This is a genomic window from Burkholderiales bacterium (genome assembly GCA_035518095.1).
In the GTDB taxonomy this organism is placed as follows: Bacteria; Pseudomonadota; Gammaproteobacteria; order Burkholderiales; family JAHFRG01; genus JAHFRG01.
The window spans coordinates 64,838-90,207 of the sequence record DATIXX010000045.1 but is presented as its reverse complement, the minus strand read 5'-3'; the positions used below and the strand labels follow the sequence as shown (position 1 = coordinate 90,207).

General features: G+C 55.7%; 20 protein-coding genes. 13 read left to right on the top strand and 7 right to left on the bottom strand.

All coding sequences use genetic code 11. From position 1 onward, the window contains the following. The 11 genes from VLV32_08760 to VLV32_08710 all read left to right on the top strand — a co-directional run. On the top strand, positions 1-1,082 hold a 1,082-nt coding region (locus VLV32_08760), incomplete at its 5' end, for a carbohydrate porin (GenBank protein ID HUL41976.1). A 273-nt stretch (positions 1,083-1,355) separates the two neighbouring features. After that, positions 1,356-2,459 carry a hypothetical protein gene (locus tag VLV32_08755; GenBank protein ID HUL41975.1) on the top strand — a complete coding sequence of 368 codons (1,104 nt, stop codon included), beginning with the start codon at positions 1,356-1,358 and terminating at the stop codon, positions 2,457-2,459. After that, entirely contained in the window at positions 2,456-3,832 is a 1,377-nt protein-coding gene (efeB, locus tag VLV32_08750; protein HUL41974.1) for an iron uptake transporter deferrochelatase/peroxidase subunit, read from the top strand. Before VLV32_08755 ends, efeB begins: the two co-directional genes overlap by 4 nt. 5 nt (positions 3,833-3,837) lie before the next feature. Further along, entirely contained in the window at positions 3,838-4,221 is a 384-nt protein-coding gene (locus VLV32_08745) for a cupredoxin domain-containing protein (protein ID HUL41973.1), read from the top strand. A 658-nt stretch (positions 4,222-4,879) separates the two neighbouring features. Continuing rightward, entirely contained in the window at positions 4,880-5,449 is a 570-nt protein-coding gene (locus VLV32_08740) for a DJ-1/PfpI family protein (GenBank protein HUL41972.1), read from the top strand. A gap of 264 nt (positions 5,450-5,713) precedes the next feature. Further along, entirely contained in the window at positions 5,714-6,082 is a 369-nt protein-coding gene (locus tag VLV32_08735) for an OsmC family protein (protein ID HUL41971.1), read from the top strand. A 455-nt stretch (positions 6,083-6,537) separates the two neighbouring features. After that, positions 6,538-6,909 (top strand): HPP family protein, encoded by a 372-nt coding sequence (locus VLV32_08730; protein HUL41970.1) that lies wholly within the window; start codon positions 6,538-6,540, stop codon positions 6,907-6,909. A 175-nt stretch (positions 6,910-7,084) separates the two neighbouring features. Continuing rightward, positions 7,085-8,110, top strand: coding sequence for a recombinase RecA (recA, locus tag VLV32_08725; GenBank protein ID HUL41969.1), 1,026 nt, complete (start codon positions 7,085-7,087; stop codon positions 8,108-8,110). After that, on the top strand, positions 8,094-8,543 hold the full coding sequence (gene recX, locus VLV32_08720; protein ID HUL41968.1) for a recombination regulator RecX: 450 nt from the start codon (positions 8,094-8,096) through the stop codon (positions 8,541-8,543). Before recA ends, recX begins: the two co-directional genes overlap by 17 nt. 14 nt (positions 8,544-8,557) lie before the next feature. Next, positions 8,558-11,158 carry an alanine--tRNA ligase gene (gene alaS / locus VLV32_08715; protein HUL41967.1) on the top strand — a complete coding sequence of 867 codons (2,601 nt, stop codon included), beginning with the start codon at positions 8,558-8,560 and terminating at the stop codon, positions 11,156-11,158. Next, positions 11,137-11,724 (top strand): DNA-3-methyladenine glycosylase I, encoded by a 588-nt coding sequence (locus tag VLV32_08710; protein HUL41966.1) that lies wholly within the window; start codon positions 11,137-11,139, stop codon positions 11,722-11,724. The genes alaS and VLV32_08710 overlap by 22 nt, the downstream gene beginning before the upstream one ends. A gap of 51 nt (positions 11,725-11,775) precedes the next feature. Here the strand turns inward: VLV32_08710 and VLV32_08705 are convergent, their stop codons facing one another. The 6 genes from VLV32_08705 to VLV32_08680 all read right to left on the bottom strand — a co-directional run bounded on the left by VLV32_08705 (position 11,776) and on the right by VLV32_08680 (position 16,791). Next, entirely contained in the window at positions 11,776-13,152 is a 1,377-nt protein-coding gene (locus VLV32_08705; protein HUL41965.1) for a phosphomannomutase/phosphoglucomutase, read from the bottom strand. Positions 13,153-13,232: 80 nt separating this feature from the next. After that, positions 13,233-14,189 carry an alpha/beta fold hydrolase gene (locus tag VLV32_08700; GenBank protein ID HUL41964.1) on the bottom strand — a complete coding sequence of 319 codons (957 nt, stop codon included), beginning with the start codon at positions 14,187-14,189 and terminating at the stop codon, positions 13,233-13,235. A gap of 26 nt (positions 14,190-14,215) precedes the next feature. After that, positions 14,216-14,647, bottom strand: coding sequence for a nuclear transport factor 2 family protein (locus tag VLV32_08695; GenBank protein ID HUL41963.1), 432 nt, complete (start codon positions 14,645-14,647; stop codon positions 14,216-14,218). Further along, a complete protein-coding gene (gene waaF / locus VLV32_08690; GenBank protein HUL41962.1) occupies positions 14,644-15,654 on the bottom strand; it encodes a lipopolysaccharide heptosyltransferase II in 1,011 nt (336 codons plus the stop codon). The genes VLV32_08695 and waaF overlap by 4 nt, the downstream gene beginning before the upstream one ends. Before the next feature lie 2 nt (positions 15,655-15,656). Then, positions 15,657-15,860 carry a zinc-finger domain-containing protein gene (locus tag VLV32_08685; GenBank protein HUL41961.1) on the bottom strand — a complete coding sequence of 68 codons (204 nt, stop codon included), beginning with the start codon at positions 15,858-15,860 and terminating at the stop codon, positions 15,657-15,659. A gap of 10 nt (positions 15,861-15,870) precedes the next feature. Then, entirely contained in the window at positions 15,871-16,791 is a 921-nt protein-coding gene (locus tag VLV32_08680) for a branched-chain amino acid transaminase (protein HUL41960.1), read from the bottom strand. Between the two features lie 158 nt (positions 16,792-16,949). Here VLV32_08680 and VLV32_08675 point away from each other — a divergent pair, with 158 nt between their 5' ends. After that, positions 16,950-18,227 (top strand): adenylate/guanylate cyclase domain-containing protein, encoded by a 1,278-nt coding sequence (locus VLV32_08675; protein HUL41959.1) that lies wholly within the window; start codon positions 16,950-16,952, stop codon positions 18,225-18,227. Here VLV32_08675 and glnE read toward each other — a convergent pair whose 3' ends face one another. Then, positions 18,228-20,894: a bifunctional [glutamate--ammonia ligase]-adenylyl-L-tyrosine phosphorylase/[glutamate--ammonia-ligase] adenylyltransferase gene (gene glnE / locus VLV32_08670; protein ID HUL41958.1), complete on the bottom strand. Its 2,667-nt coding sequence runs from the start codon at positions 20,892-20,894 to the stop codon at positions 18,228-18,230. It lies immediately after the preceding gene. Between the two features lie 558 nt (positions 20,895-21,452). Here glnE and VLV32_08665 point away from each other — a divergent pair. Beyond that, positions 21,453-25,286, top strand: a complete 3,834-nt coding sequence (locus tag VLV32_08665) for a YhdP family protein (GenBank protein ID HUL41957.1) — start codon at positions 21,453-21,455, stop codon at positions 25,284-25,286. Positions 25,287-25,370 lie beyond the last annotated feature (84 nt).

The following is a 25,370-nucleotide window of genomic DNA, read 5'->3' as shown; positions in this document are numbered from 1 at the left end:
CCAGCGCTCTGCAAATCCACGGCCAAAATCTCAGCACCCAAAATCTTCTCACGTTACAAACCGCGAGCGGCATCGAGGCCGATCCAGCGACTCGACTCTGGGAACTTTGGTATCAGCAAAAGTTTGGAAACGAAGATCGGTTCAACGTCAGGGTCGGCCAGCAGAGCCTCGATCAGGAATTCATGGTCAGTGAGAATGCCTTGGCGTTTGTCAACACCATGTTCGGCTGGCCGATGGTTCCATCGGCCGATATGCCTGGCGGCGGCCCAGCGTATCCGCTATCTGCGCCCGGCGTCCGGATCCGGGCGCGCCCGACAGATTCACTCACGGTCCTTGCAGGCGTATTTAGTGGCAGCCCGGTGAACAACGGCAATGGCGATCCACAGCAGCAAAACCCGTCAGGCACGACGTTTCCGTGGAACGGCACGCTCGCAATTGCGGAGTTACAGTACGCCTATCCCTCGCCCGGGACCATGCTCTATCCAAATCAATCGGAGCCCCTAGCGCGCACCTACAGACTTGGCTTCTGGTACGACACCAAGGACTTTGCCGATCAACAATTCGATAATACCGGTTTATCTCTTGTCAATCCGGCCAGCACCGGAATAGCAAAAAGCCACAGCGGCGATTATGCAATTTACGGCGTGGTGGACCAAATGATCTGGCAACAGGCAACTGAACTAGACCGGACCCTAAATGTATTTCTTCGGGCCATGGGGACGCCGTTGGCCGATCGCAATCTCATCGATTTCAGCTTGAACGCAGGAATCGTGTTCCATGAACCATTCCTGCACCGCGACGACGACACTTTTGGCATCGGCATAAGCTACGCTCATGTGAGCAGCCAAGCTGCCGCCTTGGACAGCGACACTTCATTCTTTACTGGTTCTTTAACTCCTGTCCGAGGCAGTGAGACTGTCCTCGAAATGACTTACCAGTATCAAGTGACACCCTGGTGGCAGATCCAGCCTGACTTTCAGTACGTGTTTCATCCCGGCGCCGGCGTCGCCAATCCGAACGACCCGAATCACGCGTTAAAGAACGAAGCCGTCATCGGCATCCGGACCAACATTCAATTCTGACGAGAGCGTGTTATGACAACTTTCCCCATGCAAACCGATTGCCGAGCGCGCGACCACCGACGCTCAGTCACTTCCTGCAAGGAACCAATCCAATTTTTCAGCTTTTTGTCCGGATGCTTTCGGCCCTACGAGGTTAGGCTAATTGATAATCATTCGTATTTACGTTATCATCGATGGTGGTTCAAAGCCTTATTGAAGGATGTCCAACGCATGCCATTTGCTGCGCAACGCGTATCGATGCCCCGTGGAGCTGCAGTAGCGGCATTGACCGCAATGCTCGTCTTTTGCGCGACCAACGCGCGGGCAGCCGAGCAGCAGGGCTTCCTGGAAACAATTCATCGGCATGTCACGCTGACCTCGACGGTCACAGACAATGGTGACCTTAACCCCTACGCCGTGGTTGTAGCTCCGGTATCCGCAGGCAAGATTCAGAAGGATGATGTGCTGGTGACAAATTTCAATAACATATCGAACCTGCAGGGAACAGGGGGCACGATCGTCAACTTCAATCCTACTACCAGAAAGACAACGCTATTTGCTAGCCTCGCGCAACATCTGGCGCAGTGTCCCGGTGGCGTGGGTTTGGGCACGGCAATGACCATGCTCAAAACAGGATGGGTGATCGTCGGCAGTACGCCTAGCAGCGACGGTACGACGCGCACCAAGGGCGACGGCTGTCTCCTCGTACTCGATTCGAATGGCCAGCTGGCCAACGCATGGTCCGGTCCGAACATCAACGGCCCGTGGGGCAATATGGCAGTGGTCGACAACGGGGCGAGTGCCACCTTATTCGTCAGCATGGCGGGGTTTGATGTTCCCGGCCCCGAAGTCCGAGACCCGCAGACCGGCTACCCGGTGACGGTGAGTAAGGCGACGGTGTTACGCATTGAGCTGTCAATTCCCGATGGAAAACCGCCGGTGATTGTAAACCAAACTGTGATCGCGAACGGCTTTGGTCAACGAGCGGATCGGGATGCCTTCCTTATCGGCCCGACCGGTTTGGTACTTGCCCCTGAAGGGACACTTTACGTATCGGATGCGCTCGGCAATCAGATCGTGGCGATCCCTGAGGCTACCACGCGTACAACCAGCGCCGGGACCGGCCGAACCGTGACCAAGGACGGATTGCTGAAACGTCCGCTCGCGATGTGCATGGCTCCGAACGGGCACCTCCTCGTCACCAATGCCAAGAATGGTCAAGTAGTCGAGGTGGATCCCGCGACTGGCAAGCAGATCTACGCCAGATGGATCGATACCGACCAAGCCCAGTTGCCACCGGGTAACGGCGACCTTTTCGGAATCGCGATGAAGCCGGACGGCAGTGGTTTCTATTACGTCGAGGACGATATAAACACGCTGATGGAGGCGACGCGGTGAGGCAGCGGGACCCTGTCAAGTTTCTCGCTTCGCGTCGTGGTTTCCTTGTCAAGACGGCCCGCCTGGTAGCCGCTGCGGGCACAGGACTCAGCGCCGGTGTTTTGGCACCGGCGACGGCGGATGCGAAAGCCCAGCCCGCGGGTGCCATTTCCCACCGCAAGGAACTGGAACCGTTTTGGGGTTTGCATCAGGGCGGCATCGTGACGCCTGCGCAACAGCACAGTTATTTCGCGGCGTTCGACCTTACCACCACCAAACGCGAGGATGTTATCGCGTTACTGCGCAGTTGGACTTCAGCAGCGGCGCGAATGGCGGCGGGCGAAACGGCTCAACCGCTTCACGACGGACTGACACCCGTCGGCGGCGATTCCGAAGCCAACACCAAGGGCTATGATGACGACATGAAGCGCGATCCGCGCACGATGGCAGCGGATTCCGGCGAAGCGCTGGGGCTGGCGGCAGCGCGCCTCACCGTGACATTCGGATTCGGAGCGGGACTGTTCGTCAAGGATGGTAAGGACCGTTACGGCCTTGCGTTGCGCCGGCCAGACGCGCTGGTTGATTTGCCCAAATTCGTCGGCGACCAGCTTGTCCAGACGGATACGGGAGGGGATCTCTCAGTACAGGCCTGCGCCGACGATCCACAAGTTACATTCCATGCCGTGCGACAGCTTGCGCGTCTTGCCGCGAACGTGGCGCAGATCCGCTGGGCGCAAACTGGATTTATCCCGAATTTCGGCGGTAAAGAGACGCCGCGTAACCTGATGGGTTTCAAGGACGGAACGATTAATCCAGCCGTGAGCGACCCCGCTGCGATGGAGCGCTTCGTCTGGGTTGGCAACGAAGGACCAAACTGGATGCGCGGAGGAAGCTATGTGGTCGTCCGCCGCATTCGTATGGCACTCGAGCACTGGGACCGCATGAAGGTTGCGTTCCAGGAGCAGACCTTTGGCCGGCACAAATATACCGGTGCCCCGCTCGGCGGACAAAAAGAATTCGATGCGCTCGATCTCGATGCCACCGACAAGGATGGCAATGCGGTGATTCCGGAAAATTCCCATGTGCGGCTCGCTGCTGCGGCGAACAATGATGGCGCGCAAATTCTACGACGGCCTTACTCTTATAATGAAGGCGTCAATTTCGTTGCCGAGCGCTGGCCGCCCTGGCGGCAGGGGCTGGAATACGACGCGGGCCTGTTTTTTGTAGCCTATCAGCGTGACCCCAGGGCTGGATTTATCAAGATATTTGAGAAACTGTCGAAGTTCGACATGATGAACCAGTTTGTCACCCATGTCGGCGGCGGACTTTTTGCCTGTCCCGGCGGTATTTCCAAGGGAGGTTTTGTCGCCCAAGGATTGTTCGAGGAGGCATGATGATCATGAAATGCAAACAACCAGAAGAACATTTATTGCAGTACGGTGCGGGCATTCGCTTGCGCTCCGTTCTCCTCGGGCTTGCCCTTGCCCTTGGGTCGATTGGACCTTCCCTGGCGGATGACATCAAGACCTTCGAGGTGACCATCAAGGACCACAAATTCTCGCCCTCCGAGATTCATGTACCAGCGGGACAAGCGACCAGCCTTATAATTAAAAACGAGGATGTGACCGCCGAAGAATTCGAGTCCGACGCGCTCAAAGTCGAGAAGGTCGTAGTCGGCGGGGGAACAGGAAAGGTACGTCTGAGGCCGCTCGCCCCTGGACGATATCCATTCATGGGCGAATACCATTCCGACACCGCGCAGGGTGTGGTGATTGCGGAGTAGAAAAGGCCGTCTGTTGGCGGCACTGTAGATTGCCTTTTGCGCACTGATCCAAGCGGGCCCGATCGAGGGAGCGTCCCGTCGCCTAGGAGACTTACTTGGGGCGATTGACGCTTCATTTGACGCCATTCAAAAGTTTCCGGTAATGAATGTGCTTTCAGCGGTCTTGCGGAAGTGGAGGTCGAGTATTATGACGACGCTATCCAGGAGACGGCCGAGGTGTTTTGCAAGGCGGGAAAAGAGCGTGGGTATTTCCATCTGGATAGCAAATAAAATTTGCTAAACGCGCCAACCGAATTCTCCGCAAAATGGGTGGTGCTGGAGACAACTGCATTATCATGCGTTAATTAAAGACTCGCGGCTTCGAGCCCGGTATCAGGCGGCTATTCTCAGTAAGAAATTGTAAGGTGCCCAACAACACCATCAACCGGAACGGCCGAAGGCACCGCCGTGTTTTATTTTTGTCTGCTGGGTCACGAAGTCCGCTGTCATGCTGCTGATCGGTTTGCTAACCGCCACCGAAGTGTTGGTTGGCACACCAAATGACAATTGCTTCGCATACCGTGCACATTGACGACCGTCTGCCTGTTGCGGCGGCATGGTTCCATATGGGCACTGATTCGAAGCGTCGGACCGTGCACGATAGCGGGAGATAGATTTTATGAAAGCTGCTTTCGTAGTATTTGAGCGTATGACATCTCTCGACTTTGTCGGGTTCTATGATCCAGTAACGCGCCTCAAGTCGATGCAGATAATGGACGATTTCGAGTGGCGCATCTGCTCATTGACTCGGCAAGTTGCAGATGATCGCGGGCTTCGGTTCGAAGCCGACATTGTCGCCGAACCCCTCAGTTCTTACGACATGCTTTTCGTGCCCGGTGGATTCGGCACGCAAAAGCTGCAGCGCGATCGCTCTTTTCTTGATTGGTTGAGAACTGCTCGGTCTGTGCCGCTGAAGGTATCTGTATGCACCGGCTCGCTTCTGCTCGGTGCGGCAGGTTTTTTGGTGGGCAGGCGCGCGACTACACATCATAGCGCCTACAAGGAGCTTGAACCCTACTGCGGAATGGTGGTTCGCGATCGGGTAGTCGATGAAGGCGATATCATTACCGCAGGTGGCGTTTCCTCCTCTATCGATGCAGGATTGCATGTGGTGCAAAGATTGGCGGGCTCGGACGCGCGTGCCCGAATCGCTAACCAGATGGATTACCCGTATCGATGCAACCCTTAGCGTCTATGCGATCTAGCGGTGCAATGGACGGCGCCGCGTCGCAAGCGTCGTTTCTCGCGCCGATCCGCGCGTTTAATCGCAGATATCGCGCACCGTACTAAGAGCCCGCGGAGAACTCACCTTGAATGCGGAAGAATTGCGAGTCGAACAAGCGCCGCTAAAGAAGCACTACCGCAAGCGCCGGAAGCTGCGCTCATTACCCTTCGAGCGCAAGGGCGTCTCGGCGACCGCGTCAGCTGCAAGCTTGAGACGGGCAAAACGCTGGTGGTCGCAGGTCTGCACCCCGCAACCGGCGAGACCGGGCTAAGCGCCTGTTCCGGAGACATGCTGCTTGAGGCGCCGGTGGCGTGCGCGGGAGTCACCTTGAACGCGGTCGCCACAGCGCTTGGCATCGAGCTTCGCGATGCCACTATTCAGGCGGAAGGCGATCTCGACTTTCGCGGCACCCTCGGAATGTCAAAGGAGGTTCCTGTCGGGATCCAGGCCATCCGCCTTCAGTTCACGCTGGACACCGACGCCACTGATGAACAGTGGGCAACTCTTTTGCGACTGACGGAGCGGCATTGCGTGGTCTATCAGACATTGACGCACCCGTCTGCGATCGCTGTGAGCCGGCAGCACGCCAGGTCCTGAGCACGTCGGCTGTGACGACCAACCGCAGTTCAACCTGCATCCAACTGAGCACGAGCGAGGGGTGCTGCTCGGCTGAACCGGAATGTCAGGCTCCCGCAAGCATATGCATTCCGTTGTCGGCTTCCTGCGTTTGGGCACTTATGCCATAATTCGAAAGTGAAATAAAAAATGAGAGTGTGGAAAAAAATCGGATCCAGGCACGTGCGCTATGCCGTCGGGTCGCGCTTGGCTCCTGCACCCGCTCAAACGGCAACCCAACAAATTTTTCGGTATCAAATAAATGTCCGCTGAGCCGGCTGAACCTGACAAATCGCGCATTCTCGCAAGAGACCTACTGCGGTTGGGTTCGTCTGCGGCAGGTGCGGCGCTGGCACTTGGCTTATTCCTCGAATTTGTGGATACGCCGTCGTCGCCCCTTTTTCTCGCCTCGATCGGCGGCACCGCAGTTTTCCTCTTTGGTCTCACGCGCACCGGCAGCACAGCCACGGGCACTGTTCGGTGGTCATATAAGCAGCGCTCTGATCGGTGTTCTTTGCTTCCAGTTCTTTGGCAGCGCGGTTTGGGTCTACGTCCTAGCGCTTGTGCTGACGCTGATATTCATGCTTGTAACCAAAACGGTGCATCCGCCCGCGGGGGCGAATCCGCTGATCATGATGCACTCGCATGCTGGATTGATTGCAATTTGGCAAACCGTTACAGTGGGGATTGGTATTCTTGCATTGGTCGCCGTGGTCTGGACTCGGCTGATTCCCGGGATGGTCCACTATCCGCACAGGTGGTTCGAAAAGTCCCCTCCCTCTATTACTTGGGGTGGTTGGGTCGAATAGAGCTGTCGCGCCTGATCTGCCGCTCAACCTGGAAATAATAACAGCGGTTTTTCCTGCTGTTTTCCGACAATTGCGCGTTGGTCTTCAGATAACACACGCCTGCGTCCTCCGGCGTTAGCTTTCGACGTTTAATCACTTGTGACATAATTCATGAGATAAACAAAGGGGTCAATTTATGGACGAAAATAAAAGCAAGGCGCTGGCGGCGGCCCTGTCGCAGATCGAGAAACAATTTGGCAAAGGCTCGGTGATGCGCCTCGGCGAGAGCGAGGTGGCGAAAGACATCCAGGTCGTGTCCACAGGCTCGCTGGGGTTGGATATCGCGCTCGGCGTAGGCGGACTGCCGCGCGGGCGCGTGGTCGAAATTTACGGACCGGAATCATCGGGCAAGACTACGCTGGCGCTGCAGGCGGTCGCCGAAGCGCAGAAGCTGGGCGGCACTGCGGCGTTCATCGATGCCGAGCATGCGCTCGACCCCCAGTACGCCAAGAAACTCGGCGTAAAGGTGGAGGATTTACTGATTTCGCAGCCGGACAACGGCGAACAGGCGCTGGAAATAGCGGATATGCTGGTACGGTCCGGCTCGGTGGACGTGGTTGTCGTGGACTCGGTCGCGGCGCTCACGCCAAGGGCCGAAATCGAAGGCGAAATGGGCGAGCCGCAAATGGGGCTCCAAGCGCGGCTCATGTCGCAGGCGCTGCGCAAACTCACCGCCAACATCAAGCGCTCCAATACATTGGTGATTTTCATCAACCAGATCCGCATGAAAATCGGCGTGATGTTCGGCAATCCCGAAACCACCACCGGCGGCAATGCGCTCAAGTTCTACTCTTCAGTGCGCATCGACATCCGCCGCATTGGTTCCATCAAGAAAGGCGACGAGGTAATCGGCAATGAAACCCGCGCCAAGGTGGTAAAAAACAAAGTGGCGCCGCCATTCAAACAGGCGGATTTCGATATTTTGTACGGAGAGGGTATTTCCCGCGAAGGAGAGATCATCGAGCTCGGCGTAATTCATAAGCTCATCGAGAAATCGGGCGCGTGGTATGCCTACAAGGGGGAAAAAATCGGCCAAGGCAAGGACAGCGCTCGCGACTATTTGAAAGAACATGGCAAGCTGGCGCAGGAAATCGAAGCCAAAATCCGCGCCAACGTCGGCGTGAACGTTCCTCAGAAACAGGCAGGTGAAAAGAGAGCCTAGCCTGCGTGAGCGCGCGTTGCGCTGCCTAGCACGGCGCGAGTACTCGAGACTGGAACTGCAGCGTAAACTTGCGCCGCATGCCGAGCATTCCGACGATATCCAGGGTTTGCTCGACGATTTCGAAAAGCGCGGCTGGCTGTCCGAGACGCGCGTGGTGGAGCAAACTGTTCATGCGCGCCGCAGCAGGTTCGGCGCACAGCACATTGCCCGGGAACTGCGTGTCAAAGGCGTGTCCGAGGACGCCATTTCCGAGGCAACATCCCGAATCCGCGAGACTGAACTGGAAGCGGCGCGAGCGGTATGGCGGAAAAAATTCGGCAAGTTGCCCAGGACTGCCAGTGAGAAAGGAAAGCAACTCAGGTTTATGCGGGGCAGGGGTTTTGATCTGGATGTTATCCTGAAGCTTTTGCGGGGCGCAGTCGAAGGTGAATAGTGACAAGTGAGTTTATGAAGAGCAGTGAAATCCGCAATACGTTTCTGGAATATTTCAGGAGCAAGGACCACGCGGTCATCGCGTCGAGCCCGCTCGTTCCAGCAAACGATCCCACGCTGCTTTTTACCAATGCCGGCATGGTTCAGTTCAAGGACGTGTTTCTTGGCAGAGAGCAGCGTCCTTTCGTGCGAGCGGTGAGCGCACAGCGCTGTTTGCGGGCCGGCGGCAAGCATAACGATCTGGAGAACGTTGGTTATACTGCGCGCCATCACACTTTTTTTGAAATGCTGGGCAATTTCAGCTTCGGCGACTATTTCAAGCGCGAAGCGATCCGCTACGCTTGGGAATTTCTAACCGACGTGCTCAAAATACCCGAAGACAAGCTGTGGGTTACGGTCTACACCGAGGACAACGAGGCCGCGGATGTGTGGCTAAAGGACATTCGGGTTTGCGACAAGCGTTTCGCGCGCATCGCCACAATGGATAATTTCTGGCAGATGGGGGATACCGGTCCCTGCGGGCCGTGCACCGAGATTTTCTATGACCACGGGGCGGGCATTGCCGGCAGCCCGCCGGGCGGGCACGGTGATCAAGGCGACCGGTTTGTCGAAATCTGGAACCTGGTGTTCATGCAGTACAACCGCGATGACGCGGGAACATTGAATCCGCTTCCCAAGCCTTCGGTCGATACGGGCATGGGGCTGGAGCGCATCGCCGCAGTGATGCAAGGTGTGCACAGCAATTACGAAATCGATTTGTTCAAGGATCTGATCAACGCCGCGGCGGGCGCCACGCATACCAAGAACTATTCCAGCAATTCGCTAAAGGTCATTGCCGACCATATTCGCGCGTGCAGCTTCCTCATTGTGGACGGAGTGATTCCCGGCAACGAAGGGCGCGGCTACGTGCTGCGACGAATTATTCGCCGCGCCATCCGGCACGGCTATAAACTAGGCCAGAAGCAGCCTTTCTTTTATTCACTGGTCGCGGATTTGGCGCAAGCAATGGGCGCGGTGTATCCGGAACTGGCGAGCGGGGCGGAGCGTGCCTCGCAAGTGCTCAAGCAAGAAGAAGAGCGTTTTGCTGAAACATTGGAGAACGGCATGCAGGTGTTGGAGTCGGCGCTTCAGGCCGAAGACCGCATGTTGGATGGCGAAACGGTGTTTAAGCTTTACGACACGTACGGATTTCCGCTCGACCTTACTGCCGATATTGCTCGTGAGCGCGGTATCACAGTGGATTTTGCGGGTTTCGAGGCAGCGATGGAGCGTCAGCGGGAACGCGGCCGGGCCGCATCGAAATTCGGTGCGCAGGGCGTCGTGGAATATAGCGGCAAGCAAACCGAGTTCCACGGCTACGATACATTAAAGCTGAACGCAAGCGTCGTTGCGCTTTATGTAGAAGGCAGCGCAGTCGAGCGCATCGAGCAAGGGCAACACGCCATTGTAGTCCTCGACCGCACGCCGTTTTATGCTGAATCCGGCGGACAGGTGGGCGACCGCGGCGTGCTGATTGGCTCGGCCACGCCGCGCGCGAGATTTAATGTGGACGACACGCAGAAGATTCAGGCTGAAGTCTTCGGCCATCACGGCGTGCTCACGGCCGGCGAACTGCGCATTGGCGACAGGGTAAGCGCGGAAGTGGATTTGCAATTGCGCACCCGCACCATGCACAACCATTCCGCCACGCATTTGATGCATTCAGCGCTCAGGCAAGTGTTGGGCACGCACGTTCTGCAGAAGGGTTCGCTGGTGGATGAATTTAAAACGCGCTTCGATTTTTCCCACCCGCAGCCGGTCACGCAGCAACAAATTCACGAAGTGGAAGACCTGGTCAACCGCGAGATACGCCGCAACGAGCCGGCCGAAGCGCGCATCATGAAATACGACGAAGCCATCAAATCCGGCGCGATGGCGCTGTTCGGCGAAAAATACGGCGACGAGGTGCGGGTGCTGCGCATGGGTGATTTCTCCACCGAGCTTTGCGGGGGCACGCACGTAAAGCGCGCCGGCGACATCGGCTTCTTCAAGATAGTTTCGGAATCGGGAGTGGCTGCGGGTATCCGCCGTGTCGAAGCGGTGACTGGCGAAGGGGCGCTGGAATACGTGCAGCAACAGGAAGCGCAAATGCGGGAAGCCGCCACGGCGTTGAAAGCGCAGCCTCAGGAACTCACAGCGAAAATCAACCAGATTGTCGAAAACGTGCGCGCGCTGGAAAAAGAAATTACGCGGCTCAAATCGAGGCTTGCGACGTCGCAGGGGGACGAATTGATTGATCAAGCGGTTGATGTAAACGGCATCAAAGTACTGGCCGCCGTGGTGGACGGCGCAGATACCAGGGCACTGCGCGCAACCGTGGATAAGCTCAAGGAGAAGCTCAAATCCTGCGTGGTTGTACTCGGCTCAACCGAAGACGGGAAGGTCGCGCTGATTGCGGGTGTCACGGCCGACCTGACCTCAAAAATTAAAGCGGGGGACCTGGTGAATCATGTCGCGCAGCAAGTTGGGGGGAAGGGCGGCGGACGGCCTGACATGGCGCAAGCGGGCGGCACCGAACCCGCTAAGCTGGCGCAGGCACTCGCCGGCGTGGCACAGTGGGTGGAGCGAAAAATTTAGTTGTCTCCCGTTGCACCTGGGTTGAGAGCGACCCTCTTTACCTTGCATATCACGACCGCGAATGGGGCGTGCCGGTGCATGACGACCGCAGGCTATTTGAATTCCTGATTCTCGAAGGCGCGCAGGCGGGCCTGAGCTGGCTCACCATCCTGAAAAAGCGCGAAGCGTTCCGCAAGGCCTTCGATAATTTCAATCCCGAAAAAATTGCGCGCTACGGCGAAGATAAAATCGGCGCGCTGCTGGACAATCCAGCCATCGTGCGCAACCGCGCGAAAATCAAGTCGGCCATTATCAATGCCAGGGCACTCCTGGAAATTCGAGAGCAGTATGGCAGCTTCGATCAATTCGTCTGGCAGTTTGTCGGCGGCAGGCCCATTGTGAATCACTGGCGCTCGGCGGGGCAGGTGCCCGCTTCGACCGTGCATTCCGACGCCCTGAGCAAGGCCTTAAGAAAGCTCGGCTTCAAATTCGTCGGCACCACGATATGCTATGCCTTCATGCAGGCGGTAGGGATGGTGAATGACCACACCATAAGCTGCTTCAGGCATGACGAGGTTTCCAGTTGACGCGCTTCTAGCGTGGGGTGATATAGGTGATGAGCGCGCGGAAGGCTTGCTTTAAAACGGTAACACCGCGTCGGGCTTGGCGGCGAGAATAACTTTCCTGAAGTCTTCCTGAATGCGTTTTAATGCGGTTTGATTATCTGCTTCGAACCGCAAAACGATCACCGGAGTGGTATTGGACGAGCGGGCAAGGCCGAAGCCGTCGGCGTATTCTACTCGCAACCCGTCTACCTTTATTACTTCCTTAGCATCAGTGAAGCGCGCTGTTTTTTGCAGTTTTTCAATCAGCGCATAGTTTTCACCTTCTTGCAATTGCATGTGCAGCTCGGGGGTATTCACCGAATCGGGAAGGTCATGGAGCGTTGCGCTGATATCGGGCTGATGGCTCAGATATTCCAAAAGCCGCGCGCCGGCATAGAGACCATCATCGAAACCGTACCAGCGCTCCTTGAAAAAAATATGCCCGCTCATCTCACCTGCGAGCAACGCGCCGGATTCCCGCATTTTCTTTTTTATGAGCGAATGGCCAGTTTTCCACAAGATCGGTTTGCCGCCGTGCTCGAGTATCCACGAGGACAGGTTGCGCGTGCATTTCACGTCAAAAATAATTTCTGCGCCGGGATTTCTAGAAAGCATGTCGGCCGCAAAAAGCATCAGCTGGCGGTCCGCATAGATAATTTTTCCGTCCTTGGTGACTACGCCCAGGCGATCACCGTCGCCGTCGAAGGCTAAGCCAATTTCAGCGTCACCGGATCTCAGCGCATGCATAACATCCTTTAAATTTTCGGGTTGGGTAGGATCGGGATGATGGTTGGGAAAATTACCGTCTACTTCGCAGAATAATTCCTTCACTTCGCAGCCCAGATTGCGGTAAAGCTTGGGTGCAAACGCCCCGGCCACGCCGTTGCCGCAATCCAGGACAATTTTAAGTTGCCTTCCCAGCTTGATATCGCCTGTGATGCGGTTTAGATAGGCCTCAGCGATGTTCACCTGTCGATATACGCCACTGCCTTGGGAGAGATCGTCGTTTTCAATGCGTATCCTGAGTTGCTGAATGGATTCGCCTGAAAGTGTCTCGCCGCCCAGCACGATTTTGATGCCGTTGTAATCAGGAGGATTATGCGAGCCGGTGATCATGACTCCGGAATAAGTTTGCAAATGAAAGTTGGCGAAATACAGCATTGGAGTCGCCACCATGCCGATATCTATTACGTCCACGCCGCTCCGCTGAATTCCGCGCGCCAGCGCAGCCGACAACTCCGGCCCCGATAAGCGGCCATCGCGTCCAACCGCAACAGTTTTTTGCTTGCGTGCCAGTGCCTCGGAGCCGATGGCACGCCCTATGGCTTCGGCAATTGGGGGAGTGAGAGTTTTGCCGACGACGCCGCGGATGTCGTAGGCTTTGAAGATTTCTTTGGGCAGAGCAGTCACAGCGACCAGTCGGGCTTCGTGAGTTATTGAGATTGTTTAAACTTGCTTCGAGTCAATCCTGATGAATCCCATTGATCCTGTCAATTTGAATCATTGAAAAACTTCAATATGTGTTGCGGCAGCCAGTCGAGATGGCCTGGAATACGGCCGCTCGCGAAACCCGCGTGGCCGCCGGTATCCGGAAAGTTCAGTGTTACCGCAGGCGATACTTCAGCGGTCGACGGCAGCGCGCTTGCGGGCAGAAACGGGTCGTTTTTGGCATTGATGATCAGTGTTGGCAAACGAATATTTGCCAAGACCGGCTTGCTGCTCGCGCGGGTCCAGTAGTCATCGGTGTCTTTAAATCCGTGCAAAGGTGCGGTGACCGCGTCGTCAAACTGGCGTAGCGTGCGGGAACGCAGCATTGCTTCGCGGTCGACCAACTTGGGAAAACGCTCGAGCTTGTGCAGGAATTTCCGTTTCATGCTGGCGAGGAACGCACGTGTGTAAAACAGGTTAAATCCGTGTCCCAAATTATCGCCGGTCGCTATCAAGTCGACCGGCGCGGAAACAGCCGCTGCTGCCTTGACAATAATTCTGGCTTTCTCACCCTGCTCGCCCAGCCATTTGAGCAATACGTTGCCACCAAGCGATACGCCAACCGCATATATTGGGGACTGCGGATTCTGCGTTTTTAATCTGCGCAAGATCCAGTCGATTTCGGCGCTGTCGCCTGAGTGATAAGCGCGCGGCAAGCGGTTGATCTCGCCGCTGCAACTGCGAAACAGAATCACCGCACCGCGCCAATTGAGTTGGCGCACCGCGCACATCAAACTCAATGCATAATGGCTGCGCGAGCCGCCTTCGAGCCCGTGAAACATCGCGAGCAGCGGCTTGTTGGACCCGCCCTCGATCCAATCAATATCAATGAAATCGCCGTCCGGAGTATCCCAACGCTCGCGCCGGTAATCGACAGGGTAAAGCGCGCCGAGAAATACCGGATAAATGGTCTGCACATGGCCGCCGGGGAGCCACCATGGCGCACGATATGCGTGCATGTGTGGATATTCAGCGGATTTCGAAATCAATGCAGCACAGTTGGCGCCGGATCGCTGCTTGTCTTGGTGCTGACCGGCGCGGCGCAGGCATGATGCAGCAGCATGCGCCAGCCTTTCTCTGTGAGTACATAAATGTTGGTGGCAATAACCGGGCTGCGCGGCGTGCTTTCGCCGGTCACCGCGATGTTTTCATAGACGCTGTGCACGGAGAGCAACATGCCGCGCAGGTATTGCTGACCGCTGATATGAAAACGCAGGCTGGGCCCATTGGCGAACAGCTGCCGCCAGCTTTCTCTGATTTGCGCGATTCCGCTGAGCCGTGGACCCGAGGGATGAACGCACACGACTTCCTCGTCCTCGGCCCATACCGCCATCATGGCATCAAGGTCGGCGTTTTCGAAAGCCTCGTAAAACGCGGCTTCGGCGTCCTGCGGGGTAGGGAATATCGAAGTCTTCATGGTTTTTTGACGCCAATCTTGGCCAAAACCTGGTCGGGCGTCAATTGCATCATGCAGTTGAAGTGACCGAGCGGGCATACACGCTGAAAGCATGGACTGCACGGCATCTCGAGTTTGAGGACCTGCGCATGGTCTGACAGAGGCGGGGTAAAAGCCGGACTGCTTGAACCATAAAGCGCCAGCATTGGCTTGTCGAGCGCCGCGGCGACGTGCATGAGTCCCGAGTCATTGCTTACCACCAGCGAGGCGCATGACAGCAGGTCAATTGCTTGCGCAAGACCGGTCTTCCCGCAGAGGTTGATAGCGACGCCGCCACTTAATTGCCGGATTTCTTCGCCGATCGATTGATCGTTAGGCGAGCCGATTGACCAAACTTGGTAATTTCGCAACTGCTGCGCAAGTTCCGCAAAATATTTTGCCGGCCAGCGTTTCGCCGGCCCGTACTCCGCGCCCGGGCAAAACACCGCCACAGGTCTATGTGTGTTGAGACCCATGTTTTTCAGGGTTTCCTCGCGCCGGCCCGCGGCCACCTGCAGACTGGGGCGGGCAAGCTGTGTCTGCGGTGTGGCGGCGCGCTCCTCGCCGAGCAAGGCAAAACGTTCGACCATCCTGGGGAATTGTTTTTTATCGAGTGGCCTTGCATCGTTGAGCAGACCGAAACGCATTTCTCCGGTAAACCCGGTGCGCAAGGGAATCCCTGCAAAAAACGGAATCAGGGCGGATTTCCATGAATTCGGAAGGACAATCGCCTGCTGATAACCCTTGTATGCAAGGGAGCGCCCCAGCTTCCAGCGCTGCGCAAGTTCGAATTCGCCGTGCCGAAATGGGCTCAGTACGACTTGATCGACTTCGGCCATGCGCTCAAACAATGCCGCAACCCAGGGTGGAGCGAGCACATCCAAAGTTAACTCCGGGAATCGCTGATGCAGCCTTCTCAACATGGGCTGTGCAAGAACGGCATCACCCAGCCACGAGGGAGCCACAACCAGGATCTTGTATTGCGGCACAACTACTGCCCGGTCTTAACGGGTCCGCCTTTGAGTATATAGCGCGTCCCGCAATAAGGGCAAAGCGCTTCTCCGGTTTCCTCAATTGGCAAAAACACGCGAGGATGTGAGTTCCACAATATTTGCGACGGCGTCGGGCAATGCAACGGCAGATCTTTTGCCGTAATTTCAATAACGCGGGCTTTATTGACCGTTTGTTCCGGCATGCAATTTTCCTTAAATCGGGGTCAGCCAGTCGCCGTGCTTTTTAGACCTGCCGGCAACGCAATCGAAAAACATTGACTGCAGTTTTTTGGTCACGGGACCGCGCTTGCCGGAACCAATTTTGCGGTTGTCCAATTCCCGGATCGGAGTTACTTCAGCCGCTGTGCCGGTGAAAAAGGCTTCGTCTGCGTTGTAGACATCGTCGCGCGTGATGCGCTTGGCCGAAACTTCGTATCCCGCTTCGCGCGCCAACGTTATCACCGCATCGCGAGTAATGCCGATGAGGGCCGAGGTAAGTTCCGGTTCGTACAGCTTGCCGTTCCTGACGAGGAACAGGTTTTCCCCCGCGCCTTCAGCGACAAAACCATCCACGTCCAGCAACAACGCTTCGTCATAGCCTTGCTCGGTTGCTTCAGCGTTGGCAAGGATGGAGTTAGCGTACGTGCCGGAGTATTTTGCGCGGCACATCGTCACGTTAACATGATGCCGCATAAAAGACGAGGTTTTGACGCGGATACCTTTTTCCAACCCTTCCGTGCCCAGATATGCACCCCACGGCCACGCGGCTATTGCGACATGCACTTTGGCGCCTTTGGGTGAAACGCCCATTTTCTCCGAGCCGTAGAATGCGATCGGCCGGATATAACACTCGGTAAGCTTGTTTGCGCGCACCACTTCTTTTTGCGCTTCCATGATGGTTTCTCTTTGGTACGGAATTTTCATCATGTAAATGTGCGCCGAGCCAAACAGCCGCTCCGTATGTTCTCTTAGCCGGAAGATGGCGGTGCCCATGGCCGTTTTATACGCGCGCAGGCCCTCGAAAACTGCCAGGCCATAGTGCAGAGAGTGTGTAAGCACATGGGTGGTGGCTTTGCGCCACGGCACCAGCTTGCCGTCATACCAAATATGACCGTCTCGGTCAGCCATCGACATGGCATTCTCTCCACAAATTAGTGGCGCTATTCTAGCGTATTTCTTGCCAAGCGATGAGATTGGCGCAAGCCAGGAACGCGAGAACTTACCTTGACCGGTATCCTGTCAATAGATTAACCTAGAGCCCGCTAACTACCTTCTCCCAACAGTAACTCATCATGCCCGATCTGGCACAGGCTACGCGTTATTCCGGCGGCTTTCTGGAACGGCTGGGCCTATTGCTCGGCAGCGAGTCTGATTCCGAAGACGAGAAATGGCGCAAGAGATGGCTTCTGATTTTTTGCCTGATCATGAATTTGGCTGCGTGGATTTGGCCGACGATTTATTGGGCTATGGGCCTGCACTTTCCGTACCCGATCCCGGTGGCGTATCTTATCTTTTCGCTGTTGACGCTCATAATTTATTGGAAAACTGAAAATTTTGCGTTATTCCGCTCCTTTCAGTTTGGGCTGTTCATGTTTGTGCCATTCATCATCCAATGGCTCATGGGCAATTTCATCAACTCCAGCGGCATAGTGCTACTGGCTCTGCTGGCACCGATGGGGGTGATGGTATTCCAAGGGGTTAGGGAGTCAATCCCTTGGTTCGTGGCGTATCTGGCGCTCACTGCCGTTTCGGGTCTTTTTGACTTTTATCTTGCCGAAGGGATGGTCACCGGCATTCCGATGAAAACCATCTCAGTGTTTTTTGTTCTTAACTTCTTCATGCTTTCGATCATAGTTTATTTAATGATCCTTTTCTTTGTCCAAAAAAAGGAAATCTTTCAGGCGGAACTTAACGAAAAAAATCTGCTGATCGAGTCAGAGCGCCAGAAATCGGAACAGCTGCTGCTTAAAATTCTTCCAGAGCACATAGCCTCGCGCCTGAAAAGTGGCGAAAAAACCATTGCTGATGGGTACGAGGATGTCACGGTGATGTTTGCCGATCTCGTGGACTTCACCTGGCTTGCCGAACGCATGTCGCCCAGGCACGTGGTGCGCCTGCTGGACAATGTTTTTTTAGAGTTCGACAAGCTGACGGATGAATGGGGCCTTGAGAAAATCAAGACCATCGGTGATGCATATATGGTGGCAGGGGGCCTCAGCAAGGAGCGTGTTGATTATGCTGAGGCGGTTGCCAATATGGCGCTGGGCATGCGCGAGGTGGTAATGCGGCATCCTACGTTGAACGACCAAAAACTGCAGATCCACATCGGTATCGCTACCGGTCCGGCGGTGGCCGGGGTGATCAAAACCGAGAAGCGCCTGCTATATGACCTGTGGGGACCGACGGTCAATCTCGCAAGCCGCATAACCTCGGGAGCGGTCGCAGGCACAATTCAGGTCGACGAGACAACTTACCGGCGGCTGAACGGCCGTTTCTCATTCGAACAGCCGCACGCTATAGAATTCAAAGGCAAAGGCAGAGTTACAATTTATCAGCTTTCCGGAAAATAATTACTCGCGGTTAAACACCCATTCCCAGAGCTCGAGTATTGCTGCGCGCTGGTTTTTGACCACTGAGGCCTCCACCCGCGGGTATTTTTCATTATTCAATTGCAGGCCATGCTGCAGGCGCCGCAAGTCACGGTAGCCGGTTCGCGCGCGTTCCGCAAGATCGCCAGGAAGCAATTTGAGGTCTGCTGCGAGTTTCAGTAACGCCAGATTGCCGATATTTCCTGTCAGAACCGGATGCAGGTGCGCGTATCCCAAAACAAAATATTGCACTATGAATTCCACATCGATAATTCCTCCGCGGTCATGCTTTAGGTCAAACAGGCCGCTCGCATTTGGATGAGCATTCATTATTTTGCCGCGCATATTCAGAATTTCGCCGCGCAGGTTTATGAGATCGCGCTTTGCACAGAGGACTTCTTTGCGGATTGCCTCAAAGCGGTTTCCGACTTGATCATTTCCCGCGACGAAACGCCCGCGGGTCAGTGCTTGATGTTCCCACGCCCAGGCGCGCAGACGTTGATACTCACCGAAGGCGGTGATTTCGCTTACCAGCAGCCCCCCGGCGCCGTCCGGGCGAAGCCGCAAGTCGGTTTGGTAAAGGATCCCCGCAGTGGTATAGCTGGTAAGCCAGGTGTTGATGCGTTGCGCCAGCCTGGCGTACACTGCCTGGGCTTCAGGATGGTCGTCGTCGTACAGGAAAACCAGGTCCAGATCGGAAGCATAGCCGAGTTCCCTGCCGCCCAGCTTGCCGTAGCCGATTATTGCAAAGCGCGATTCGTCCCGATGCTTGTGGCGCAATCCGTCCCAGCATAAGCGCAACACCCATTTAAGAATCAGCTCGGCGAGATCGCTCAAATGATCGCTCAACCTTTCCAGCGCCAATAATCCCGCCAGGTCTTGCGCCACGAGACGGAATACCTGCGCATGTTGAAACTGCCGCAAGATATCCATCTGCTGCTCGACATCCGTATCCAGCAATTGGGCGCTTAGCGCAGACTGCAGGCGCGGCCAGTCTGGGGGAGAGTAAAGTGTGCGCGGATCCAGAAGCTCATCAAGCACCAGCGGATGGAGCGTTAGATATTGCGCGGCCCAAGAACTCGCACCGCAGAGTTTGGCCAGTGTTTGCAGCGCTTGCGGATATTCCAGCAACAGCGCCAAGTACGATTCGCGGCGCCCGACACTTTCTGCCAGCAACAGGAGACGTTCCAGCGCAGCGTCGCCAAATGGAGCCGCGGCCTCTATCAGCGCCGGCATCAGGGCATCCAGACGCGATTGGGTTGAGGCGGGCATCTGCCGGTAGCGGCCGCTGCATCTGATATTTTTCAGATGTAGAACAATCTGCTGCGGATTGCGATACCCCAGTCCGCTGAGTTCCTTGGCTGCCTCATCGTCCGTGGAGTTTCCTTGCCATAATGCGAGCAATGGATGAGATTTGATTTGCGGCGCGGCGAGCACTTGCTCGAAATGCACACTGACTCTGGCGCGGTGCGCATTCAACTGTTGCAGAAACGTTTCAAAGCCGTCAAAACCCATGGCTTTGGCAATCATCTCCCGATCCTGCGTATTTTTGGGCAGAGACTGGGTTTGATCATCATCAAGATATTGCAGCCGATGCTCCAGGTTGCGCAAGAACACATATGCGCCATGCAACTCGCCGGCGGCCTGCTGGCTAAGCAAATTTAGAGCGGCAAGCTTTTGCAATACTTCGAGCGTCGGGCGCACACGCAGCGCACCATCGCGGCCCCCCCGGATCAGTTGGAATACCTGTGCAATGAATTCGATCTCGCGTATACCGCCCGGCCCGAGCTTGATGTTCTCGCTCATGTCGCGCCGCTGGACCTCTTGACGCACCTGCGCATGCAAACTTCGCATCGAATCCAGGGTGGCAAAATCGAGGTATTTGCGATATACAAAAGGGAGCACGAGTTGCATCAGATCGTCGATGCGGTTGCCGCATACGACTCGCGCCTTGATCCAGGCATAACGCTCCCAGACACGGCCCTGGGTAATGAAATAATTTTCGAGCATGGCAAAGCTCACGGCGAGTGGGCCGCTTTCCCCGTACGGGCGCAGCCGAGTGTCCACGCGGAATACATGGCCGCTTTCGGTCATCGCGCTGATCGCGGCAATCAGCTTGCGGCAGAGCCTGTCAAAATACTCATAATTGCTTATCGAATGCCGGCCGCCGGTTGCACCTTCTTCCGGATATGCGAAAACCAGATCGACGTCGGATGAAACGTTGAGTTCCCGGCCTCCGAGTTTCCCCATGCCGATAACCAGCAGCTCCTGCGCTTCGCCAGTTTCTGAGCCCGTTGGAACGCCGTAATCTTGCCGCATCCACGCGTTGAGGTGCGTAACGGCGAAGTTGAGCGCTTCTTCGGCGAGCGTAGATGTGGTACGCATGACTTCACCGAGATCGGCCATGCCGCACAGGTCGCGCGCGATGAGATGCAGCATGACCCCGGCGCGCAAATCGCGCAGCAGGCGGTAAAGCTCGGCTTCATCGCGCGGCGGGGACAGCCAGGCACGTATCTGCTGAACCGTTAAAGGTGCATGCAGGTTTTTGAGCAGCGGCTCCTTGAGCTCCGGCTTGCGAAGCAACACCCGCTTTGCATAACGGCTGAATTCCAGGGCGCGCTCCGCTGCCTGTTCATCTCTCTTTAGCAAGGCGGATTTAGGCTTTCCCGGTATATCCATGCTGAGAATCGCGTTACAATGCGGATTTCTGCCGAGTGATTCGCTGATAAAACTTGGCGCGGTCGCAAACAGATTACGCTGACTATTGCAACCGACTTGACATTTTATTGTCTAGAACCTATCTCAACAATACCCGCTTGATGTTCTGCTGGCCAAAAAGCGATGACCGCCGGGCGCGACAAGACGGCATACCCCTGATATGGGACGACAAGTAAGGCTGCTAGCGCGCGTGTCAGGATTTAGCATACCGGGATCAAGGCTGTCACGACTGGGTGGCGCGTTTGCTTGCATAAACGAGAAACAGCGTGCGCAAGAAGGGCTGGTTTTCGATGATCTTTGCGTTCCAGCGCAAGCAACGCTACGCGGGACCGTGTCCGGACCACGCAACGGGGCGACTGGGTGTTACATCCCGCCTTTTCCCGTCGAACGATCGGCACGGTTTAAGTTTAAGTCCAGTACTAATATCGGTGCCGTCGCGTGCGCGGATGCCATGGATGCAGGTTTTGCGCGCGCCGACCAAAGGTTACGATGACAGACGACCAACATTTAAATAACAGTGGCCGGAAACGTAGCTGGCTGACAAAGTTTTTCATTGCTTGCGGTTTGCTGGCGGTAATTATCGTTGGTGGTACTGTGCTGGCGCTGCGCTACTGGTTTTTGCCGAATATCGAATACTACCGCGAAAACATTGCGCAGGCGGTAAGCGGCGCTGTTGGGCAGCGTATCACGATCGGTAAAATTACCGCGGACTGGGAAGGGATTCGTCCGTTTCTTGCGCTTGACAACGTTGTGGTCTTTGACCGGGCAGGGCGCCCGGCCCTGGTTCTGAGCCGCGTCTCGGCCACTCTATCCTGGCGTTCACTGACCACCGGCGAGGTACGCCTGCATCTACTGGAAATTGAACAGCCAAATCTAAGTATCCTGCGCGATTCGCGAGGCATAATCTATGTGGCGGGAGTGGAACTCAGCCAGCAGAACACGGGAACAGGATTTGCTGATTGGCTGTTGAAGCAACGGCACCTTATCGTTGACAACGCTACGATTCTTTGGGAAGACGAGAAACTTGCCGCCCCACAGCTGGTATTGAAAAGCGTCACGCTGCAAATTGACAACGGTTGGTTTCATCATCACTTTATTCTGCACGCGACCCCCCCGCCAAATCTTGCCGCGCCGCTCGAGGTCAAGGGCGACTTTACCGGTAGCGGTCTGGAGCCGGGTGATTTGGCTAAGTGGCAGGGCACGATGTTCGCAAAATTCGATTATGCGGATATCGCAGCGTGGCGCACCTGGATACCGTATCCGATCGAAATGCAGAGCGGCACGGGTGCACTGAATCTATCGCTGACTTTGAAAGACGCACATATCCAGCAAGCGACTGCCGATGTGTACCTGAGCAAGGTCAAAACGCGGCTTCGCTCCGATCTCCCGGAAATGAACTTGACCGAATTGCGCGGCCGACTGGGTTGGAAAATCTTGGACGGCGGTTTTGAATTGTCCGGCACATACCTAAGCTTGGCGACCGAGGGCGGAATCTCGCTGCAACCGGCGGATTTCACTGTACGCCTCTATCCCAAGCGCGATCAGCAGCCTTTTCGCGGCGAAATCGACGCAAACGCGTTTGATCTTCTGCCGCTGGCCGTGCTTGCCGACCGTTTGCCGCTGCCGCAAGACCTGCGTCAGCAGCTTGTCAATTTTTCCCCGAGGGGCAGCGTTTATGATCTGGCGCTGAAATGGAGCGGTGATCTGCCGATACCAAAGCACTATAGCGTCAAGGGTCGCTTTGTGAATCTTGCGTTGAATCCCCGCGAACAATGGCCGGGCTTTAGCGGGATCAGTGGAGCCGTAGACGGCAATGAACAAGGCGGGCAGATAACACTGAACGCGAAAAATGCCAGGGTGATACTGCCAACGCTGTTCGAGGAAGCGCTTAAATTTGACAGTTTGACAGTCGGGCTTGGCTGGACCGTACGGGCGGGTCAAGCGCAGTTCAACCTGGCTCAAGCGGTTTTCTCCAGTTCGGAGTTAAGCGGAAACACCCAAGGGAGCTACATTTGGGCAAGTCGCGGGCCGGGCTCAGTGGATTTAAGCGCTAGCTTGAGCCGCATGCAAGGGTCGAGCCTAATTCGCTATCTACCCCGCGTGGCCAGCAAGGATTTGCGAGCCTGGCTGGCTGACGCCTCGGTCAGTGGCGCGTTAAGCGATGTGCGCCTGCGCGTCAAAGGTGATCTAGCTGATTTTCCCTTCGCTGACAAAAGCAAGGGGCTGCTGCAAGTTACGGGGAAGTTGAATGGAGTGGGGCTGCGGTATTCTCCAGACTGGCCAAGACTGGAAAGCGTCAATGGCGATTTGCAGTTTAACGGCGCGCGGCTGGAAGTCCGTTCAAACCAAGCCGACATTTGGGGCGCCAAGGTCACCAAACTTGATGCCGTTATTCCAGACGTCAATGCCGATAATGCCGTAGTGCAGGTCGACGGCGAGACCGAGGCTCCTAACGAAAAATATCTAAGGTTTCTCGAGCGCTATTCAACGTATCCGAAGGTCCGTAATTTTGTTGAAGGCGTACATTCAGAGGGTATCGTCAAACTCGAGATAAAATTAAGTGTTCCCCTGAACAAGCAGTTGGAAAACACATACGCGGGGATTTTCCATTTTAATGGTACGCAGCTGTCGTTTGATCCCGATTTGCCGCCTATCGAGCAGCTCACAGGCATGCTGCATTTTTCCGGATCGAGCTGGGATGCGCAAAACTTGCAAGCGCAAATCCTCAACGGCCCGGTGCGAATTGATATTGCGACTCAGGGCGCTGATGTACATATTTCTGCCCAGGGTAAGGCAAATGCCGACGCCGCCGCAAAATTCACTTCCTGGGCGAAGTTCCTGCATGGTTCGGCCGATTGGCGAGGAAACGTTGATGTTACCGATAAGCTTACGGACTTCGTACTGGAAAGTAATCTGCAAGGCGTTACATCCGAGCTGCCTGCGCCGCTCGACAAAGCCGCAGACACCTCGATCCCGGTGCGTTTTGAGAGGCAAGTGCCCGGCGGAACTCAGGAACAGATTTTGCTCAGCTATGGCAAGATAGCGTCCATGCAATTGGCCCTACGCAAAGAGCGGGAGCACAGGAGTATTGATCGCGGCGTTGTTGTATTTGGCGCGGCTGCAGGCGCTCCAGACAAAAGCGGGATCTGGGTGAGTGGCGTCCTGAAGAATTTCGATCTCGACAAATGGAGCGACTTGTTCGATCAGTTACCTTCGACCGGTCACATTGACCTTGCCGCAATAGATGTGAAATTTGACACGCTGGACGCTTTTAACAGACGTTTTCATGATTTCCATGTGGATGCCAAGGCACAGGATGGAAATTGGGAATCCACGTTGACCGGCAAGGAAATCAACGGCAAGGTGATTTGGCAGCCGCAGGGAAAAGGTAAGCTGATTGCACACTTGACCAATTTGAACATTCCCAGCGCGCCGCCTGAAAAAAAGGAACAACCGGCCCAGAAAGCGCCTCAAAAAAATTACCCTGCACTCGATGTGTCGTCCAAGGATTTTGTGCTTGGCGACAAAGCGCTCGGCGAGCTGGCGTTGCAAGCGGTACCGCAGGGGCAGGACTGGACCATCGAGGATTTGCGTCTGAGCAATCCGGATTTCGTGTTCGTCGCGAATGGTGTTTGGCGTGCGTGGATTTCGGAACCGCAGACGCAGGTCAAGGTCAAGCTGGATGTTACCGATATCGGCAATTTGTTAGCGCGGCTCAAGCTTCCTCCGGGGATCAAGGGTGGGAAAGCTACACTGGTTGGCGCCTTGTCCTGGAACGGTGGCCCGCAGAGCATCGATTATCCGACGCTGTCGGGAAATTTGCAGCTAAAAGCCGAAAAGGGACAGTTCACGGAGCTCCAGCCGGGCATAGCCGCCAATCTGCTCGGCATTCTGAGCCTGCAGGCGCTGCCGCGGCGCGCAACACTCGATTTTCACGATATGTTCAGCAAGGGCTTTTCGTTTGATGACATTGAATCCAACCTTGTCCTTAAAAATGGCGTAATCGCCACCGATAAATTGACCATCAGCGGCCCGCTAGCGGAAATAAAAATGGCTGGTCAAGTTAATATCGTCGAAGAAACGCAACAGCTCAATATGGAAATGACGCCAAGTTACGCCGACAGTCTCGCGCTGGCAGGGCTTCTTATCGCTAATCCCATTATCGGCGCCACCGCGTTCCTGGTGCAGAAGGCGTTCAAGGATCCGCTTGGACATCTGATTACGTATGAATACAATATTACGGGCACGTGGTCTAAACCGGTGGTGACGAATCTGACGTCTTCAGCCCCGTCGCCGCAAAAGGATTTATGGCGGAACCCTTGATCGGGTGCGCATCGGAATTGAGTCAGCACCCGTCCGGTGGGCAATCGACGCGGTGCCTATAACAATTAGCGATTATCCAGTGGA

Coding starts and splice junctions, on each gene's coding strand:
- alaS (HUL41967.1), top strand. CDS start 8,558: ATGAAGAGCAGTGAAATCCGCAATACGTTTCTGGAATATTTCAGGAGC.
- VLV32_08755 (HUL41975.1), top strand. CDS start 1,356: ATGCTCGTCTTTTGCGCGACCAACGCGCGGGCAGCCGAGCAGCAGGGC.
- recA (HUL41969.1), top strand. CDS start 7,085: ATGGACGAAAATAAAAGCAAGGCGCTGGCGGCGGCCCTGTCGCAGATC.
- VLV32_08740 (HUL41972.1), top strand. CDS start 4,880: ATGAAAGCTGCTTTCGTAGTATTTGAGCGTATGACATCTCTCGACTTT.
- VLV32_08675 (HUL41959.1), top strand. CDS start 16,950: ATGCCCGATCTGGCACAGGCTACGCGTTATTCCGGCGGCTTTCTGGAA.
- VLV32_08700 (HUL41964.1), bottom strand. CDS start 14,189: ATGCACGCATATCGTGCGCCATGGTGGCTCCCCGGCGGCCATGTGCAG.
- VLV32_08695 (HUL41963.1), bottom strand. CDS start 14,647: ATGAAGACTTCGATATTCCCTACCCCGCAGGACGCCGAAGCCGCGTTT.
- VLV32_08745 (HUL41973.1), top strand. CDS start 3,838: ATGAAATGCAAACAACCAGAAGAACATTTATTGCAGTACGGTGCGGGC.
- VLV32_08680 (HUL41960.1), bottom strand. CDS start 16,791: ATGTCGATGGCTGACCGAGACGGTCATATTTGGTATGACGGCAAGCTG.
- VLV32_08665 (HUL41957.1), top strand. CDS start 21,453: ATGACAGACGACCAACATTTAAATAACAGTGGCCGGAAACGTAGCTGG.
- VLV32_08685 (HUL41961.1), bottom strand. CDS start 15,860: ATGCCGGAACAAACGGTCAATAAAGCCCGCGTTATTGAAATTACGGCA.